Genomic DNA, 15,242 nt, shown 5'->3' on the forward strand with positions numbered 1-15,242 from the left:
GGGGACGAAGTTGGGCGTTGGCCCGGTGCGGCGGCGCGCGGCCTAGAAGCCCAGGCGCCCGAGCTGCTTCGGGTCGCGCTGCCAATCCTTGGCGACCTTCACATGCAGGTCAAGGTAGACCTTGGTGCCCAGCAGCTTCTCGATGCCGCGGCGGGCATTGGTTCCGACCTCGCGCAGCCGCGAACCGCCACGGCCGATGATGATGGCCTTCTGGCTGGAGCGCTCGACGAACAGCGAAACGTGGATGTCGATCAGCGGGTTGTTCTCGCTGCGTCCTTCGCGCGGCACCATTTCCTCGACGACCACTGCCAGCGAGTGCGGCAATTCGTCGCGCACGCCTTCCAGCGCGGCTTCGCGGATCAGCTCGGCAACCATCTTGGCTTCCGGCTCGTCGGTCAGCTCGCCATCCGGGTACAGCGGAGGGCCTGCCGGCAGGTGCTCGACCAGCACATTGGCCACCTCTTCGACCTGGAATTCCTTGACCGCGGAGACTGGCACGATCGCGGCGAACCCCTGTTCGCCGAAGTTCTGCGTGCCCATTTCGGCGACGGCGATCAGCTGCTGCGCGAGCTGCTCGCGGTCCACCAGGTCGGCCTTGGTGACCAGCGCGATGATCGGCTTGCGCTGCAGCTGCGCCAGCTGCGTGGCGATGTAGCGGTCGCCCGGGCCGATCTTCTCGTTGGCCGGGATGCAGAAGCCGATCGCGTCCACCTCGGAGAGGGTCTCGGCGACCAGGTCGTTCAGGCGCTGGCCGAGCAGGGTGCGCGGACGGTGCAGGCCGGGGGTGTCGACCAGGATCAGCTGCGCGTCCTCGCGGTGCACGATGCCGCGGATGGTGTGGCGGGTCGTCTGCGGCTTGGCGGAGGTGATGGCCACCTTCTGGCCCACCAGCGCGTTGGTCAGCGTGGACTTGCCGGCGTTCGGGCGGCCCACGAAGGAGGTGAAGCCGGAGCGGAAGCCCTCGGGCCATCCGCTGGAGGCGAGCAGGTTCTGGTTTTCACTCATCTGAGGAATCCTCGTCGTTCTCAATATGGTCGGATGCGTCTGTTTCCAGGCGCTCTACATGGATTTTGCCGATACGGTTGCGGCGGCCGGCGAGGGCCACCACGGTCAGGCGCAGGCCGTGCACATCAGCGGTGGAACCGAGTACCGGCACCGATTCCAGGGCCTTGGAGAGCAGGCCGGCGACGGTATCGACGTCCTCTTCCTCAATGTGCATGCCGAAGTGGTCGGCCACATCGTCAATGGATGCGGCGGCCACGGCGAAGATCGAACCGTCGGGGTTCTCGATCAGTTCGGCCCGGGAACGATCATACTCGTCGTCGATCTCGCCCACGATTTCCTCGAGCAGGTCCTCGAGGGTCACCAGGCCCGCGGTGCCGCCGTATTCGTCGATGACGACTGCCAGGTGGATGGACTCCTGCTGCAGTTCCTGCATCAGCTCTGCCGCGGACTTCGATTCGGGAACGAAGCGGACCTTGCGCGCCAGGTCGGCCAGGGACTGCGCCTGCTGCAGGCCGTGGATCTCGCGGATCAGGTCCTTGAGGTAGATGATGCCCTGAATGTCATCGGTATCCTCGCCGATCAGCGGGATGCGGGAGAAGCCGGAGGCGATGAACAGGTCCATGGCGCTGTGGAATGAATGGTCAGCGTCCAGCACCACCATGTCGGTGCGCGGCACCATCACCGAGCGGACGCTGGTCTCCTCCAGGTCGATCACCGAGGAGATCAGTTCGGCCGATTCCTCGTCCAGATCCTCGCCTTCGGAGGCGCGATCCACCAGATCGCGCAGGCGTTCCTTGCCCAGGTAGCCTTCGCCGTCCGCGCCGCCGGGGCTCAGCGCCTTGGCGATGGATGCCAGCCAGTTGGTGATCGGACCCAGGACCAAGCGCAGGAAGCGAACCAGTGTGGCCGTGGACTGAACGACCGTCTGCGCGTTGGAGCGCCCATAGCGCCGCGGGGACACGCTGACCAGGACGAAGCCCAGGGCAGCCATGGCAATCGTCGAGATCATCCCGATCAGCCACACATTCTCGATCCACTGCGAAACGAGCAGGGCCACGGCGACCGCCGAAGCGGTCTCGAACCAGATGCGCCAGAACTTCACCGCCTGGGCATGGCTTTCTGCCTCATCCAGGATCGCGGAAAGCGCCTTGGAGTTCGATTCGGCGCGCAGGCGTTCGGCCGCGTGCCGGGATAACGCATAGAAGGCCGAGTCGACCGCGGTCAGCACTGCCGAGAAGGCCATGAAAACCAGGGCCAGGACCAGCAAGACGATTTCCACCGGGCTATTCCACCGTTTCCTTCGGTGCTGGGCGGCCGGTGTAGGACTCCAGCAGCTTGCGCTGCAGTGCGAACATCTCTTCCTTTTCTGCTGGTTCCATGTGGTCGAAGCCCATCAGGTGCAGCAGGCCGTGGGTGGTCAGCAGCAGGATCTCGACGTGCGTGCTGTGCCCGCCGGCCTTGGCCTGCGCTTCGGCGACCGAAGGGCAGATCACGATGTCGCCAAGGATGCCGTTCTCCCCTGGCGCGCCGGCGGTGCCGGGACGCAGCTCATCCATCGGGAAGCTCATTACGTCGGTAGGGCCTTCGAGGTCCATCCACTCGACATGCAGGGCGCTCATGGCGTCCTCGTCGATGAAAACGATGGACACTTCGGTTTCCGGGTGCAGGAACATGGCCCGCATCACCGATTCGGCCAAGGCGTTGACGTCCTTGAGATCGACGTCGTACTCGGTTTCGTTATTTACTTCGATGCTCATTTGCTGCGGCGTCCCCGGTTGTGTTCTTTGCGTCGGGTGTCATCCCAACGGTCGTAGGCTGTGACGATGTCGGCAATCAGGCGGTGGCGCACCACATCCGAAGAGTCGAGCCGGCAGATGCTGATGTCGTCGATGCCGTCGAGGACATCGCTGGCCATGCGCAACCCGGAGGTGGCATTGTTCGGCAGATCCACCTGGGTGACATCGCCGGTCACTACCATCTTCGAGCCGAACCCCAGGCGGGTGAGGAACATCTTCATCTGCTCGGTGGTGGTGTTCTGCGCTTCGTCCAGGATCACGAAGGCGTCATTGAGCGTGCGGCCGCGCATATAGGCCAGCGGAGCGACCTCGATGGTTCCGGCTTCCAGCAGCTGCGGAATGGTTTCCGGATTGACCATGTCGTGCAGGGCGTCGTAGAGCGGACGCAGGTACGGGTCGATCTTCTCGGTCAACGAGCCGGGCAAGAAGCCCAGCTTCTCCCCCGCCTCAACCGCAGGACGGGTCAGGATGATGCGGTTGACCTGCTTGTCCTGCAGGGCGGCGACGGCCATGGCCATGGCCAGGAAGGTCTTTCCGGTGCCGGCCGGGCCGATGCCGAAGGTGATGGTCGAATCCTCGATGGCGTCGACATAGCTCTTCTGGTTCACGGTCTTGGGCCGGATGGAGCGTCCGCGTCCCGAGAGGATCTTCAAGCCCAGGACGTCGGTGGGCGCATCCGGGTTGCCGGCGCTGAGCATCTTGATGATCTGCTCGATGGTTTCGGCGCTCATGCGCGAGCCGCGGGTGGCCAGCGACCGCGCTTCCTCGGTGACTCGCTGGGCCTTGCGGACTTGCTGCGGGTCGCCGACCAGGGCCAGGGCTTGGCCGTTGGGGCGGAAGCTGACCTGCGGGTAGGCCCCGGAGAGGATCCGCAATAGCTCGTCATTGGGGCCCAGCGTGGCAATCATGAGCTCAGCCGTATCAAAACTGATGGTGAGCGACGCGGATCCGTTCTCCGTTGTCGCTTTATTCTGTTCAACCTGCATGCAGTGCGCGGCGCCCCTTTGCGAGCTTCGTAGTGTTCGAGAATTGTTGTGCTTGCCATTCTATCGAGTCGCAGGCCAATCCGGAGAAAATTCAGGTCTCAGCGTAAGCAGGAATACCTGAAAGTACTCTTGAATGATGCTAATAAGAGCAAGTGGTGAACATATAGATTTGATTACGGATTAGTAAGTTGGGGCATTTTTAGCCAGTTAGCCGCCTCGAATATGGCAAGCTTGAGAGCGGTTCCGCAACTGCCGCGGACCGAAACAGCAATAAATCACCACGGATTGGTTCGCAGTGCAATCAAGGATCTTGCGGAAGATTCCACGTCGATTCGGCGTTTTGGGAATCACCGCCGCTCTCGTCGTCGCCGCAGGCTGCGGTTTGACGAATCGCGAGAGCTCCTATGAGATGCCTTCGACCCCCGCGGCCGCATCGCTGAACCTGCCGAGCGCCACCGACGCTGGCGAGGATGTCGGCATGGCCGCCAGCCTGCCGGTCTACTGGCTGGAAAACACGGACACCGGCGTGTACCTGTACCGCGAATACATCCAGGACACCCGCCATCAGGAACCCATTGGTGATGCGATCTGGACGCTGCTCACGGCAGACCCGATGAAGCCGAAGCGCTATACCCACCTGAAGCCAACCGATGAAATCGGCGTTTCCATCAGCAACGCGAATGTCATCACGTTGGATCTTCCGGCTAAGGTGTTCAGCGCCCGCCTGGATCAGGGACTTTCCGAACGGGCCATCCAGCAGCTCGTGTTCACCGCCACGGCAGCCGCCGCCAACTCTGGCCTGGTTGTCGGCGACACCGCCCCAACGGTCCGCATCCTGGTGGACGGACAAGCCAACGCAACGGTCTTCGACGGCTTCCGGCTCAAGGATGTCTACGCACGCGATGCCGAGTTCATTGCACCGATCTGGATTATTGATCCGCAATTCGGCGCAACCTTGAAAAGCGGCTCGATCAAGATCAATGGCCGAACCACGCAGTTCGACATCGGCACCTTCTACTCCCTGCAGCGCAAGGACGCCGACGGCAAGCTCACGGTGATCACCGCCCAGAAGCAGGTCAATCCCGGACAGATCAAGGACGACGGTTCCTTCACCCTGACCACCGATCTGCGTGCAGGATCCTACCGGCTGACTTTCTGGGGACTTGAAACCGGATCAGAGCATCTGGCCGGCAAGGTCATCAGCGACTTCCGCGTCGAGTAGCGTACCGCCACTGTTGCCGGCCGGTTCCCGGTTTCCTGCAACGGCCTGACGTGGTTGCAAAAGACCTCGAAAGGCAACGATCCCTGTCCCGCGAACAGCAACTAATGGCGCGATAGCGCCGAATTTTCCCGCTTCAGGCTGCCCGCGAAACTGACTTCACAACCATGGGATGCGCTGCGGCGAACGAAGATCCTGCGCGTCGAGCCGGATGGCAGTCGCCTGGGCCATGCCAGGTCGAGGTGCAAGAAACTTGCGTGCCCGCGAAAAGCAGAAGTGCTCCGCACAAGCCGAGCGCGCAGGCGCACCCTAGGCTTGCACGGAGCACTTTCGATGCTCGCAAGATTGCATGAAGCTAGATCTCGCCGATCAGATGGCGGATCAAGACTAGTGCCGACGGACCGGCGGTCGAAGCGCGCAGCACGTGCTGGCCGAGCAGGGCTGCATGCGCACCCGCATCCACGAAGGACTGCAGCTCCGCGTCCGAGATGCCGCCTTCCGGACCGACGATCATGATGACCTCCTGGCCGGCCTGCGCCTCGGCGAGCCACGACTGCACGTGCCGCGCGACCGAATCCACAGCCTGCTCATGCAGGACCAGCACCAGAGCGCCGCGATCGGCATCAGCGGCAATGGCCTTGGCCAGTTCCTTGGAACCCATCGGGTTCAATACCTCTGGCTCATAGGCGCGGCGCGACTGCTTCTGCGCAGAACGCACCTGCGCACGCCACTTGGCCATGGCCTTCTCGACCTTCGCCGCGTTCCAGCGCACGATCGACCGGTCGGCCTGCCAGGGGCGCACAGCCAGGGCGCCAAGCTCGACGGCGGCCTCAACGGCCTGCAGGTCGCGGTCACCCTTGGACAGGGCCTGGACCAGGGTGACCGGGTGATCGCTGACGGCTTCCTCGGTGCGCCGCAGGACCTTGACGCGCAGCAGATCCTTGGCGGTGGCGACGACCTCCACGGTCAGGCGCAGCCCCTTGCCATCGAGCAGGTCCAGGTGCTCGCCGGCGGCGGCCCGCTTGACGGTGACCGCGTGGTGCGCCTCAGGGCCGTCGAGTTCGAGAACATCGCCGACAGAGGCATCCTGGCCCTGCTGGGCGTCGATGACGAAGCTGTGGTTGCTCATGGCCTAGCGCTGGTTCAGCTTGTCGCGCAGGCGGGAGAACATGCCGCCGGAATGCTCGACACGGCCGGCCGTCATTTCCTCGCCACGCAGCTTGGCCAGCTGCTCGAGCAGCTCGCGCTGCGCAGAGTCCAGCTTTGTCGGGGTCTCCACCTGCAGGTGCACGATGATGTCCCCGCGCTTGCCTCCGCGCAGGCGCGGCACGCCGAGGCCCGGCAGGGTCACGGTGTCGCCATCCTGGGCGCCCGGCTCGACATTGATGGCCTGCTCGCCGTCGAAGGTTTCCAGCTTCAGCTCGCAGCCCAGGGCCGCGGCGGTCATCGGCAGGCTCATCTTGGCGTGCAGGTCGGTGCCGGAGCGTTCGAACACCTTGTGGCGGCGCACGTCGACCTCGACGAACAGGTTGCCGTTCGGGCCGCCGCCCGGGCCGGCCTCGCCCTGGCCGCGCAGCTGGATGCGAGTGCCGGAATCGACACCTGCAGGAACGTTCAGCGACTTGGAGACATGCTCGCGCACGCGGCCTTCGCCGTTGCACTCCAGGCAGGGGTCCGGGATGGTGGTGCCGAAACCGCGGCAGGCGGCGCAGGTTTCCACGGTCATCATCTGGCCCAGGAAGGAACGCACCGGACGCTGCACCTGGCCTGCGCCATGGCAGATGTCGCAGGTGACCGGGCTGGTGCCCTCGCGGGTGCACGAGCCGTTGCAGGTCTTGCAGGTGACGGCGGTTTCCATCTCCAGCGGGTACACGGTGCCCTTGACCGCGTCCTCCAGGTCGATGGTGATGGTGATCAGCGCGTCGCGGCCCGGCTGGGTGCGCGATGCCGGGCCCTGGGCCTGGCCGCCGCCGAAGAACTGCTCGAAGATGTCGCCGAAGCCGCCAAAGCCCTGGCCGCCGCCACCGAAGCCCGGGTGGCCGTTGCCGTTCTCATCGCCGGTGGCGTCGTAGTTGGCGCGCTTGGTCTGGTCGGAAAGTACTTCATAGGCTCGGGTGACCAGCTTGAACTGCTCTGCAGCTTCATCGCTCGGGTTCACATCCGGGTGCAGCTTACGTGCCAGCTTCCGGTAGGCACTCTTGATTTCCTGCGGGGTCGCGTCCTTGGCTACACCCAGGGTCTCGTAATGCGAGCTCACGTTATTCGCCGTGTCCTTTCCTAAGACTCTTAAACTTCATTCGTGCCGGGCTGGCGCCCAGCGAGGCTAGCTAGCCAAAATCTTCGACAGGTACCGTGCCACCGCACGAACCGAGGCCATGGAGGTCGGATAGTTCATCCGGGTGGGGCCCAGGACCCCGAGCTTGTTGCGCACATCGGCGCCATAGGTCGTCGCGACCACTGCTGCATCCGAGAGCTGGCCATAGTGGTGCTCGGTGCCGATCGCCACGGCCACCCCGCGAGAATCGGCTTCCAGCTCGGAGAAGAGCTTGAGCAGCACCACCTGCTCTTCGAGCGCCTCGAGCACCGGGGTGATGCTCAGCGGGAAGTCCCCCTCCACGCGGGCGAGGTTGGCGGTGCCGGCCATGATGATGCGCTGGGCATTGGCTGCTTGGGCCATTTCTTCCAGCGCGCCGATCACATGCTCCACCAACGGGTCGGCCTGCTGTGCCGGGCTGAGCTCCATGCGGCCGAGCCGGCCGGCCAGCTCCGCCAGCTGCACTCCCCCGAAATTATTCAGCAGCCACGACTTCAGCTCGCCCAGCTCGTCATCGCTGTAGGAACGCTTGACCGGCATCATCCGCTGGTCCACCGTGCCGTTGGAGGCGATCATCACCATCAGCACCTGGGTTGGGCCCAAGCCCACCAGTTCGAGGTTCTTCAATGACGCGGTGTCATAGTGCGGCACCTGGATCATCGCCACCTGGTTGGTCAATCGTGACAGCAGGCGCACGGTGCTCTTGAGCATCTCGTCGAGGTCCGTGGAGTTATCCAGGATCTTGTTGATGGCGTCGCGTTCGGCCCGCGACAGCGGCTTCAGTTCGCCGATCTCGTCCACGAAGCGGCGGTAGCCCTTTTCGGTGGGGATGCGTCCGGAGGAAGTATGCGGAGCGGCAATCAGCCCCTCCTCTTCCAGCAAAGCCATGTCATTGCGGATCGTCGCGGCGCTGACGCCGAGGTTGTGGCGGTCGAGGAGCGCTTTGGAACCCACCGGCTCACGGGATTGGACGTAGTCCTCCACGATGGCACGCAGAACGTCCAAGCGTCGTGGCTCCGACATGACAGCACCTCCTTGGATTCCCTGTGCCCAGCCTTGGCACTCTAACCTGTCAAGTGCCAAGTCTAATACGTTCAGCTGTTGCTAGCATTGGATTTCGAGCGTATTCGATCACAGCGAAAGGCAGTACGTGGCTAATTACTCCTGGGGACCACGAGATCTCAGTGCACCGGCACCTCGAAAACTCCGCCAGGTCCCCGTGGAACGTGGCATGATCCTGGAAGATGCCACCTCAGGTTGGGTGGGAGAAGTCATCCGTACCGAAAAGTCCGGCGGCATGCGCGTGATCATGCTCGAAGACCGCCACGGCAAGAGCCGTTCCTTCCAAGCGGGCTTCGGGTTCCTCCTCGAAGGCGAACCGGTGGAAATTGTCGAGCCCGTCGCCAAGGCCGCGCCGCCGAAGAACCTGGTTTCCGCTTCGGGTTCGCGTGCCGTAGCGGGGCTGAAGGCCCGGGAGGCCAGGGCCAGCCGCATCTGGGTTGAAGGCAAGCACGATGCCGAGCTGGTTGAAAAAGTCTGGGGACACGACTTGCGTGTCGAAGGCATTGTCGTCGAACCGCTGCATGGCGTTGACGATCTGGCCGGAGCCATCCGCGACTTCGCCCCGTCGCCGCAGCGTCGTCTGGGAATCCTGGTCGACCACCTCGTCGCTGGCAGCAAGGAATCGCGTATTGTCGCCGAGGCGATGCAGGTTCCCGGTGCCGCCGATAACGTGCTGATCCTCGGCCACCCCTACGTTGACGTGTGGCAGGCGATAAAGCCTGCGACCCTGGGCATCAAGGCGTGGCCGGTCATCCCCAAGGGGGTCGACTGGAAAACCGGAGTGCTCAAGGCCTTTGGCTGGCCGCACGCTACGGCAGAGGATATCGGCATCGGATGGCAACGGCTGCTGTCCACGGTGCAGCATTACGGGCAGCTTGAACCGCAGCTGCTGGGCCGAATAGAAGAATTGATCGATTTTCTCACGACCGAAGATTACGGTTTCCTAACGATTGACTAATAGTTGGAGATTAGTCGGCGAATCTCCCCGTCCGCTCAGCCGCGGTCGCTATGATTAGAGGAACCACACTTAAGCAAGACAAGGATTAATAGTGACATCACGCCAGACGAAGCCATCGGAGGATTCCCGCTTCGAAGGTTCCCGGACCTCTGCGCTGCCGCTGACTCCTTCAGAAGACCGCCAGTGGGCCACGATGGCCCACTTCGGCGCCATCTTGGGTTGTGTTCCATCGGCAATCGTCTTCGCCGTATTCCGTGACCGCGGCCCATTCACGGCACAGGAATCCAAGGAAGCGTTCAATTTCACGTTCCCGCTGACCATTCTGGCCATCGTGTTCAACGTGCTGATGATCTTGCCGGTGATCGGCTGGCTTTTTGCAGTTCTGGCCGTGGCCCTGTGGGTCTACATGACGGTCTCCGGCGCCCTTGCCGCCATCCAGGCCAACAAGGGACGCCCCTACCGCTATCGATTCAATCTGAGGCTGATGAAGTAGCGCCAGCTACCCAGTCTCAGAAATCAAGCAGTTCACGCACCACGAGGTCGGCCAGGAGCCGGCCTCGCTGCGTTAACACCAAGGTCCCGGAGAATGCTGCCTTGGCATCAATCAGCTCGTCTGCGATCAATCCGGCAATCTTCTTGCGCCCGGTCTCATCGAGCTCGCTGATCTGCATTCCAGAGCTCAAGCGGGTGAGCAGCATGGTGCGTTCCAGCTGCACGGCTTGGGCATCCGGGTACTCGCGGCCGTGTCCCGGTGAAATTCCGGCGTCGATCCGCTGCTGATAGGCGGCTGGATGCTTCACATTCCACCAGCGCAGTCCGCCAACGTGCGAATGCGCGCCGGGGCCTGCACCCCACCAGTCGCCGCCCTTCCAGTAGGCGATGTTGTGCTGGCACGCATTGGCCGGAGACTTGGCCCAATTGCTGACCTCGTACCAGGAGAAACCGGCCGCGGCAAACATCTCATCGGCCATCTGGTACTTTTCGGCATGATCGTCATCGTCGATGTTCGGCACCTGGCCGCGGCGGATCTGGGCCGCGAGCTTGGTGCCCTCCTCGATGATCAGCGCGTAGGCCGAAATATGATCAGGCTCGTAGCTCAGCGCGGCTTCAATGCTGGTGCGCCAATCCTCAAGGCTCTCCCCCGGGGTGCCATAAATCAGATCGACACTGACATCCAGGCCGGCCTCGCGCGCCCAGGCAACCGCTTGCGGAACCCGCTTCGGATCATGGGTGCGCTCCAGCACCTTGAGCACATGCGGCACCGCCGACTGCATGCCGAAGGACACCCGGGTGAAACCGCCATCGGCCAGCTCCTGCAGGCTCTCGCGGGTTACCGAATCAGGGTTGGCCTCGGTGGTGATTTCTGCACCTGGCTTCAGGCCGAATTCGTCGCGGATCCTGCCGAGCACCGAAACCAGGTCGCCGGCGGGCAGCAATGTGGGAGTGCCGCCTCCGAAGAAGATGGTCTCGATTTCGCGATCCGGCTGGCCCGAACGGTCCATCACCTCGCGGGCGAAGCTGATTTCCTTGCTGACGGTGGCAGCGTAGGTCGCTTGGCTGGAACCGGAGCCCAGCTCCGTGGCGGTGTAGGTGTTGAAATCGCAGTAGCCGCAACGGACGGTGCAAAACGGGATATGCACATAAAAGGACATGGTCCGCTCCTGTGCCTCATGCGCGCATGAGGCAGGGAGCAGACCATCGGCCGGAGCCGGATCGCCGTCAGGCAGAACTGATGGCATTTACTTCTTTTTCGGCTCGTCGGTGGACAGCGCTGCAATGAAGGCCTCTTGCGGGACCTCCACGCGGCCGACCATCTTCATGCGCTTCTTGCCTTCCTTCTGCTTTTCCAGCAGCTTGCGCTTGCGGCTGATGTCGCCGCCGTAGCACTTGGCGAGCACGTCCTTGCGGATGGCGCGGATGTTCTCGCGGGCAATGATGCGCGAACCGATCGCGGCCTGGATCGGCACTTCGAACTGCTGGCGCGGGATCAGCTCGCGCAGCTTCGTGGTCATCATGGTGCCGTAGGCGTAGGCCTTGTCGCGGTGGGTGATCGCGGAGAATGCGTCCACCTGGTCGCCCTGGAGCAGGATGTCGACCTTGACCAGGTCTGCCACCTGCTCGCCGTCGGCCTTCCAATCCAGCGAAGCGTAGCCGCGGGTCTTGGACTTGAGCTGGTCGAAGAAGTCGAACACGATCTCGGCCAGCGGCAGGTGGTAGCGCATTTCCACGCGGTCCTCGGAGAGGTAGTCCATCCCTCGCATGGTGCCGCGGCGGGACTGGCACAGCTCCATGACCGCACCAATGAATTCGCTCGGCGCCAGGATGGTGGCGGCGACCATCGGCTCATGCACCTCGAGGATCTTCCCATCGGGGAATTCCGAAGGGTTGGTCACCGTCATCATCTGCTTGTCTTCGCCCATGACCTCGTACACCACGTTCGGCGCGGTGGAGATCAGGTCCAGGTTGAATTCGGATTCCAGGCGCTGGCGGGTGATTTCCAGGTGCAGCAGGCCCAGGAAGCCCACGCGGAAGCCGAAGCCCAGTGCGACGGACGTTTCCGGCTCGTAGGTCAGTGCGGCATCGTTGAGCTGCAGCTTGTCCAGCGCATCACGCAGTGCCGGGTAGTCGGTCCCGTCCATCGGGTACAGGCCGGAGAAGACCATCGGCTTGGCTTCTTCGTAGCCGCCCAGGGATTCGCTGGCAGGCTTGAGCGAGTTGGTGACGGTATCGCCGACCTTGGACTGGCGCACGTCCTTCACGCCGGTGATCAGGTAGCCTACCTCGCCGACGCCCAGGCCCTTGGTGGGCTCGGGGTTCGGCGAGGATACGCCGATTTCCAGCAGTTCGTGGGTGGTGCCGGTGGACATCATCTGGATCTTCTCGCGAGGAGTGAGCTTGCCGTCGACCACTCGGACGTAAGTGACCACGCCGCGGTAGGTGTCATAGACGGAGTCGAAGATCATCGCACGGGCCGGTGCGTCGGCTTCGCCGACCGGCGGCGGCAGCTGCTTGATGACTTCGTCGAGCAGCGCCTCGACGCCTTCGCCGGTCTTGCCTGAAACCTTCAGCACGTCTTCGGGCTCGCAACCGATCAGGTTGGCGATCTCGGCGGCGTACTTCTCCGGCTGCGCGTTAGGCAGGTCGATCTTGTTCAGCACCGGGATGATCGTCAGATCGCCCTCAATGGCCAGATACAGATTCGCCAGGGTCTGGGCTTCGATGCCCTGGGCGGCGTCGACCAGCAGGATCGCGCCTTCGCAGGCGGCCAGCGAACGCGAGACTTCATAGGTGAAGTCGACGTGCCCCGGGGTATCGATCATATTCAGCGCGTACGTCGTGCCGTCCTCGGCGGCCCAGGGCATGCGCACGGCCTGGGACTTGATGGTGATGCCGCGTTCGCGCTCGATGTCCATGCGGTCGAGGTACTGGGCCTTCATGTCGCGGGCAGCAACAACGCCGGTCAGCTGCAGCATCCGGTCGGCCAGGGTCGACTTGCCGTGGTCGATATGGGCAATAATGCAGAAATTACGGATGAGCGACGGATCGGTCGCGGCAGGCACCTGGGCGGTGCGGGCCAATGGAGACACCTAAACAGACCTCACTAGCTGACTAAAAGACATAGTTGGATTAGCTTCCATTCTGTCATGATTTCCGCGTCATCACATATTTCGACAGCCTCGAACTGGTAGTTTGTCGTGCATGGCACTGAATCCGCAGAAGATATTTAGCATCGTCATGCGCGCGATCAAGGAAATCAACAAGATCCGCGCGAATTCGACCGGCAGTTCCCCAGCTCGCAACCGCCCGAACGGTTGGACTCGGAGTGCTAGTGGAGAATCTCCAGCAGCATCCACCGTGCAGCATGTGCCAAGGGCTGCCGGATACCCGGGCGATTACCGTGGCAAGGTTCACTACGAGTACAACCCGTCCAAGGATGGCAATGCTGATCCAGGCGAGATCGTTTGGACCTGGGTTCCTTATGAAGAAGACTATTCGAGAGGCAAAGATCGACCGGTGCTGATTGTTGGACGCGATAGCGGTTGGCTGCTCGGGCTCATGCTAACCAGCAAGGACCGGAATAATCCGGGTCACCGCGATCGGAATTACATGGATATTGGTACCGGGGACTGGGACCGCGAGCGTCGCCCTAGTGATGTCAAGCTTGATCGCATCATTCGAGTAGACGAACGGGGTGTTCGCCGCGAAGGCGCCATTCTGGACCGCGAACGCTTCTCGAATGTGGTGAACGCCCTAAACGAACTCGCGTAGGCACTCGTTGCCGGGGTCTGTATCTGATAGAGTTAATCCTTGTGTGTTGCGCAGGTTGGGCAACACGCCCCCTTCGGGTCGCCATAGGTGCCCCACACCGCTCAGTCGATGGCCTGGAGGATGAACCCTCTACCGACCGTATAAAACGATAAACGAGAGAGTTTATTAAAGTGGCTAACATCAAGTCCCAGAAGAAGCGTAACCTGACCAACGAGAAGGCACGTCTGCGTAACGTAGCTGTCCGTTCCGAGGTCAAGACCGTGATCCGCAACGTCAACGAGGCAATCGCCGCCGGCGACAAGGACAAGGCAACCGAGGCGCTGCGCCTGGCTGGCAAGAAGCTCGACAAGGCTGTAAGCAAGGGTGTTCTGCACAAGAACAACGCTGCTAACCGCAAGTCGGCCATCGCCAAGAAGGTTAACGCCCTCTAAGCCGAGCTCAGACTTCATCAACTCCCCCGCGCTCATCGAGTGCGGGGGTTTTGTTTTGCCCAAAACTGCTTTTCGCGGCTTTCCCGGATCAGGGACGCGTGGCAGGCTTCGCGGAAGCGGCCGCAGTGGAGGCGTGCACGAATGCATCGTGCGCGCACCCACTGGATCTGAACGGGCTCAGCGTCCAGGTGCCTTGCCGGCAATAAACATGATGGCGTGTTCCAAGGCATATCCGGGTGAACGGCTGCCGCCCTTGACCATGCGGTCGGTATTCGCGATTTCCTCGACGCACAGGGCCAGATCGCCGCGCTTCCAGCCGCGAGCCTGCTGCTGCGCCTGCTGCACCTGCCACGGAGCCATCCCCAATTCGGAGGCCAGGGCAGCAGCAGGTTCATTCACGCCCGCGACCTTGGCGATCTGGCGGACCTTCATCGCCAAGGTGGCAACAACGGGAATCGGGTCGGTTCCGGTACCCAGCGCGTGGCGCAAGGTGCGCAGCGCCAGCTGGGCATTGCCCGAAATCGCCGCATCGGCCACCTTGAACGCGGTCGCTTCGACCCGGCCCCCGTAGTACTTGTCAACGGTATCCTGGTCAATCGTTCCCGTGGTGTCGGCGATCAGCTGGGAGCAGCTCGAACCGAGCTCTGCCAGCGAATTGCCGACTGCGGCAACGAGGGCCTTGACCGCGTCATTGGTAATCCGGCGCTTGGCTGCCTTGAATTCGGACTGGACGAAGTCGATCTTCTCGGAGTCCTTCTTCACCGGCTGGCAGTTGACGACCACCGCGCCGGCGGCCTTGATCGCGTCGATCAGCTTCTTGCCGCGGGTACCGCCCGAATAGTGCATGATCAGCACATTCTCGGGCGCCTGGTCCTTCAGATAGGCCATCGCGTCCTTGAGGAAGTACTCATTCATGTGCGCCAGTTCGTGGACCTCGACCAGATTGGCGGTGGAGAACAGCGAAGAGCTGGTGGCCATGAGCAGCTCTCCCGGCTCGTACTTGGCCGCATCAAGACGCGTGTGCTGGATGTCGTCCCGCTGGCCGGCTTGGGAGCGCAGCAGCTCGAAGGCGCGCGAAGCGAGGTAATCTTCTGAACCGGTCAGCAGGATCAGCGGTTGCGGGCGCAGTTCCCGCCATGAGATACCCGGATTTGCTTGGGCGCGTGCCATCGAACTCCTTAGTGCATCGGTCGATATATTGA

At 62.6% G+C, this 15,242-nt stretch carries 15 protein-coding genes; 5 read left to right on the forward strand and 10 right to left on the reverse strand.

Features of this window, described 5'->3' with window-relative positions; translation table 11 throughout:
* Positions 1 to 42 precede the first annotated feature (42 nt).
* From era to ACR9WD_RS08440, 4 genes are read right to left on the reverse strand one after another with little or no spacing between them, the layout of a single operon-like run.
* Positions 43 to 1,005: a GTPase Era gene (era, locus tag ACR9WD_RS08425; RefSeq protein WP_073706229.1), complete on the reverse strand. Its 963-nt coding sequence runs from the start codon at positions 1,003 to 1,005 to the stop codon at positions 43 to 45.
* Positions 998 to 2,284 carry a hemolysin family protein gene (locus ACR9WD_RS08430; RefSeq protein ID WP_434921922.1) on the reverse strand — a complete coding sequence of 429 codons (1,287 nt, stop codon included), beginning with the start codon at positions 2,282 to 2,284 and terminating at the stop codon, positions 998 to 1,000. Before ACR9WD_RS08430 ends, era begins: the two co-directional genes overlap by 8 nt.
* Before the next feature lie 4 nt (positions 2,285 to 2,288).
* Complete coding sequence (gene ybeY, locus ACR9WD_RS08435; protein ID WP_434921923.1) at positions 2,289 to 2,762, reverse strand: rRNA maturation RNase YbeY; 474 nt, start codon at positions 2,760 to 2,762, stop codon at positions 2,289 to 2,291.
* The gene (locus ACR9WD_RS08440; protein WP_038991092.1) at positions 2,759 to 3,787 is read right to left on the reverse strand and encodes a PhoH family protein; all 1,029 of its coding nucleotides are present in this window, start codon (positions 3,785 to 3,787) and stop codon (positions 2,759 to 2,761) included. The genes ybeY and ACR9WD_RS08440 overlap by 4 nt, the downstream gene beginning before the upstream one ends.
* Before the next feature lie 310 nt (positions 3,788 to 4,097).
* Here ACR9WD_RS08440 and ACR9WD_RS08445 point away from each other — a divergent pair, with 310 nt between their 5' ends.
* A complete protein-coding gene (locus tag ACR9WD_RS08445; protein ID WP_141355314.1) occupies positions 4,098 to 5,009 on the forward strand; it encodes a GerMN domain-containing protein in 912 nt (303 codons plus the stop codon).
* A gap of 352 nt (positions 5,010 to 5,361) precedes the next feature.
* Here the strand turns inward: ACR9WD_RS08445 and ACR9WD_RS08450 are convergent, their stop codons facing one another.
* The 3 genes from ACR9WD_RS08450 to hrcA all read right to left on the reverse strand — a co-directional run bounded on the left by ACR9WD_RS08450 (position 5,362) and on the right by hrcA (position 8,343).
* Positions 5,362 to 6,135, reverse strand: coding sequence for a 16S rRNA (uracil(1498)-N(3))-methyltransferase (locus tag ACR9WD_RS08450; protein ID WP_434921924.1), 774 nt, complete (start codon positions 6,133 to 6,135; stop codon positions 5,362 to 5,364).
* Between the two features lie 3 nt (positions 6,136 to 6,138).
* A complete protein-coding gene (gene dnaJ, locus ACR9WD_RS08455) occupies positions 6,139 to 7,263 on the reverse strand; it encodes a molecular chaperone DnaJ (protein WP_038991094.1) in 1,125 nt (374 codons plus the stop codon).
* Positions 7,264 to 7,329: 66 nt separating this feature from the next.
* Complete coding sequence (gene hrcA / locus ACR9WD_RS08460) at positions 7,330 to 8,343, reverse strand: heat-inducible transcriptional repressor HrcA (RefSeq protein WP_038991095.1); 1,014 nt, start codon at positions 8,341 to 8,343, stop codon at positions 7,330 to 7,332.
* Positions 8,344 to 8,470: 127 nt separating this feature from the next.
* Between hrcA and ACR9WD_RS08465 the strand changes: the two genes are divergently transcribed.
* Positions 8,471 to 9,340 carry a DUF3097 domain-containing protein gene (locus ACR9WD_RS08465; RefSeq protein ID WP_434921925.1) on the forward strand — a complete coding sequence of 290 codons (870 nt, stop codon included), beginning with the start codon at positions 8,471 to 8,473 and terminating at the stop codon, positions 9,338 to 9,340.
* A 91-nt stretch (positions 9,341 to 9,431) separates the two neighbouring features.
* Complete coding sequence (locus tag ACR9WD_RS08470; RefSeq protein ID WP_434921926.1) at positions 9,432 to 9,833, forward strand: DUF4870 domain-containing protein; 402 nt, start codon at positions 9,432 to 9,434, stop codon at positions 9,831 to 9,833.
* Between the two features lie 16 nt (positions 9,834 to 9,849).
* Here the strand turns inward: ACR9WD_RS08470 and hemW are convergent, their stop codons facing one another.
* Positions 9,850 to 11,079 (reverse strand): radical SAM family heme chaperone HemW, encoded by a 1,230-nt coding sequence (gene hemW, locus ACR9WD_RS08475; protein WP_434921927.1) that lies wholly within the window; start codon positions 11,077 to 11,079, stop codon positions 9,850 to 9,852.
* Complete coding sequence (lepA, locus tag ACR9WD_RS08480; RefSeq protein WP_038991100.1) at positions 11,080 to 12,927, reverse strand: translation elongation factor 4; 1,848 nt, start codon at positions 12,925 to 12,927, stop codon at positions 11,080 to 11,082.
* A gap of 112 nt (positions 12,928 to 13,039) precedes the next feature.
* Between lepA and ACR9WD_RS08485 the strand changes: the two genes are divergently transcribed.
* Together ACR9WD_RS08485 and rpsT are read left to right on the forward strand one after the other, a co-directional pair.
* Positions 13,040 to 13,609: a type II toxin-antitoxin system PemK/MazF family toxin gene (locus ACR9WD_RS08485; protein WP_434921928.1), complete on the forward strand. Its 570-nt coding sequence runs from the start codon at positions 13,040 to 13,042 to the stop codon at positions 13,607 to 13,609.
* 170 nt (positions 13,610 to 13,779) lie between these two features.
* Complete coding sequence (gene rpsT / locus ACR9WD_RS08490) at positions 13,780 to 14,040, forward strand: 30S ribosomal protein S20 (RefSeq protein WP_038991103.1); 261 nt, start codon at positions 13,780 to 13,782, stop codon at positions 14,038 to 14,040.
* A gap of 177 nt (positions 14,041 to 14,217) precedes the next feature.
* Here the strand turns inward: rpsT and holA are convergent, their stop codons facing one another.
* Positions 14,218 to 15,210: a DNA polymerase III subunit delta gene (gene holA / locus ACR9WD_RS08495; RefSeq protein WP_434921929.1), complete on the reverse strand. Its 993-nt coding sequence runs from the start codon at positions 15,208 to 15,210 to the stop codon at positions 14,218 to 14,220.
* Between the last annotated feature and the right edge of the window lie 32 nt (positions 15,211 to 15,242).

Source organism: Glutamicibacter sp. PAEs-4, assembly GCF_051161755.1.
GTDB lineage: Bacteria > Actinomycetota > Actinomycetes > Actinomycetales > Micrococcaceae > Glutamicibacter > Glutamicibacter nicotianae.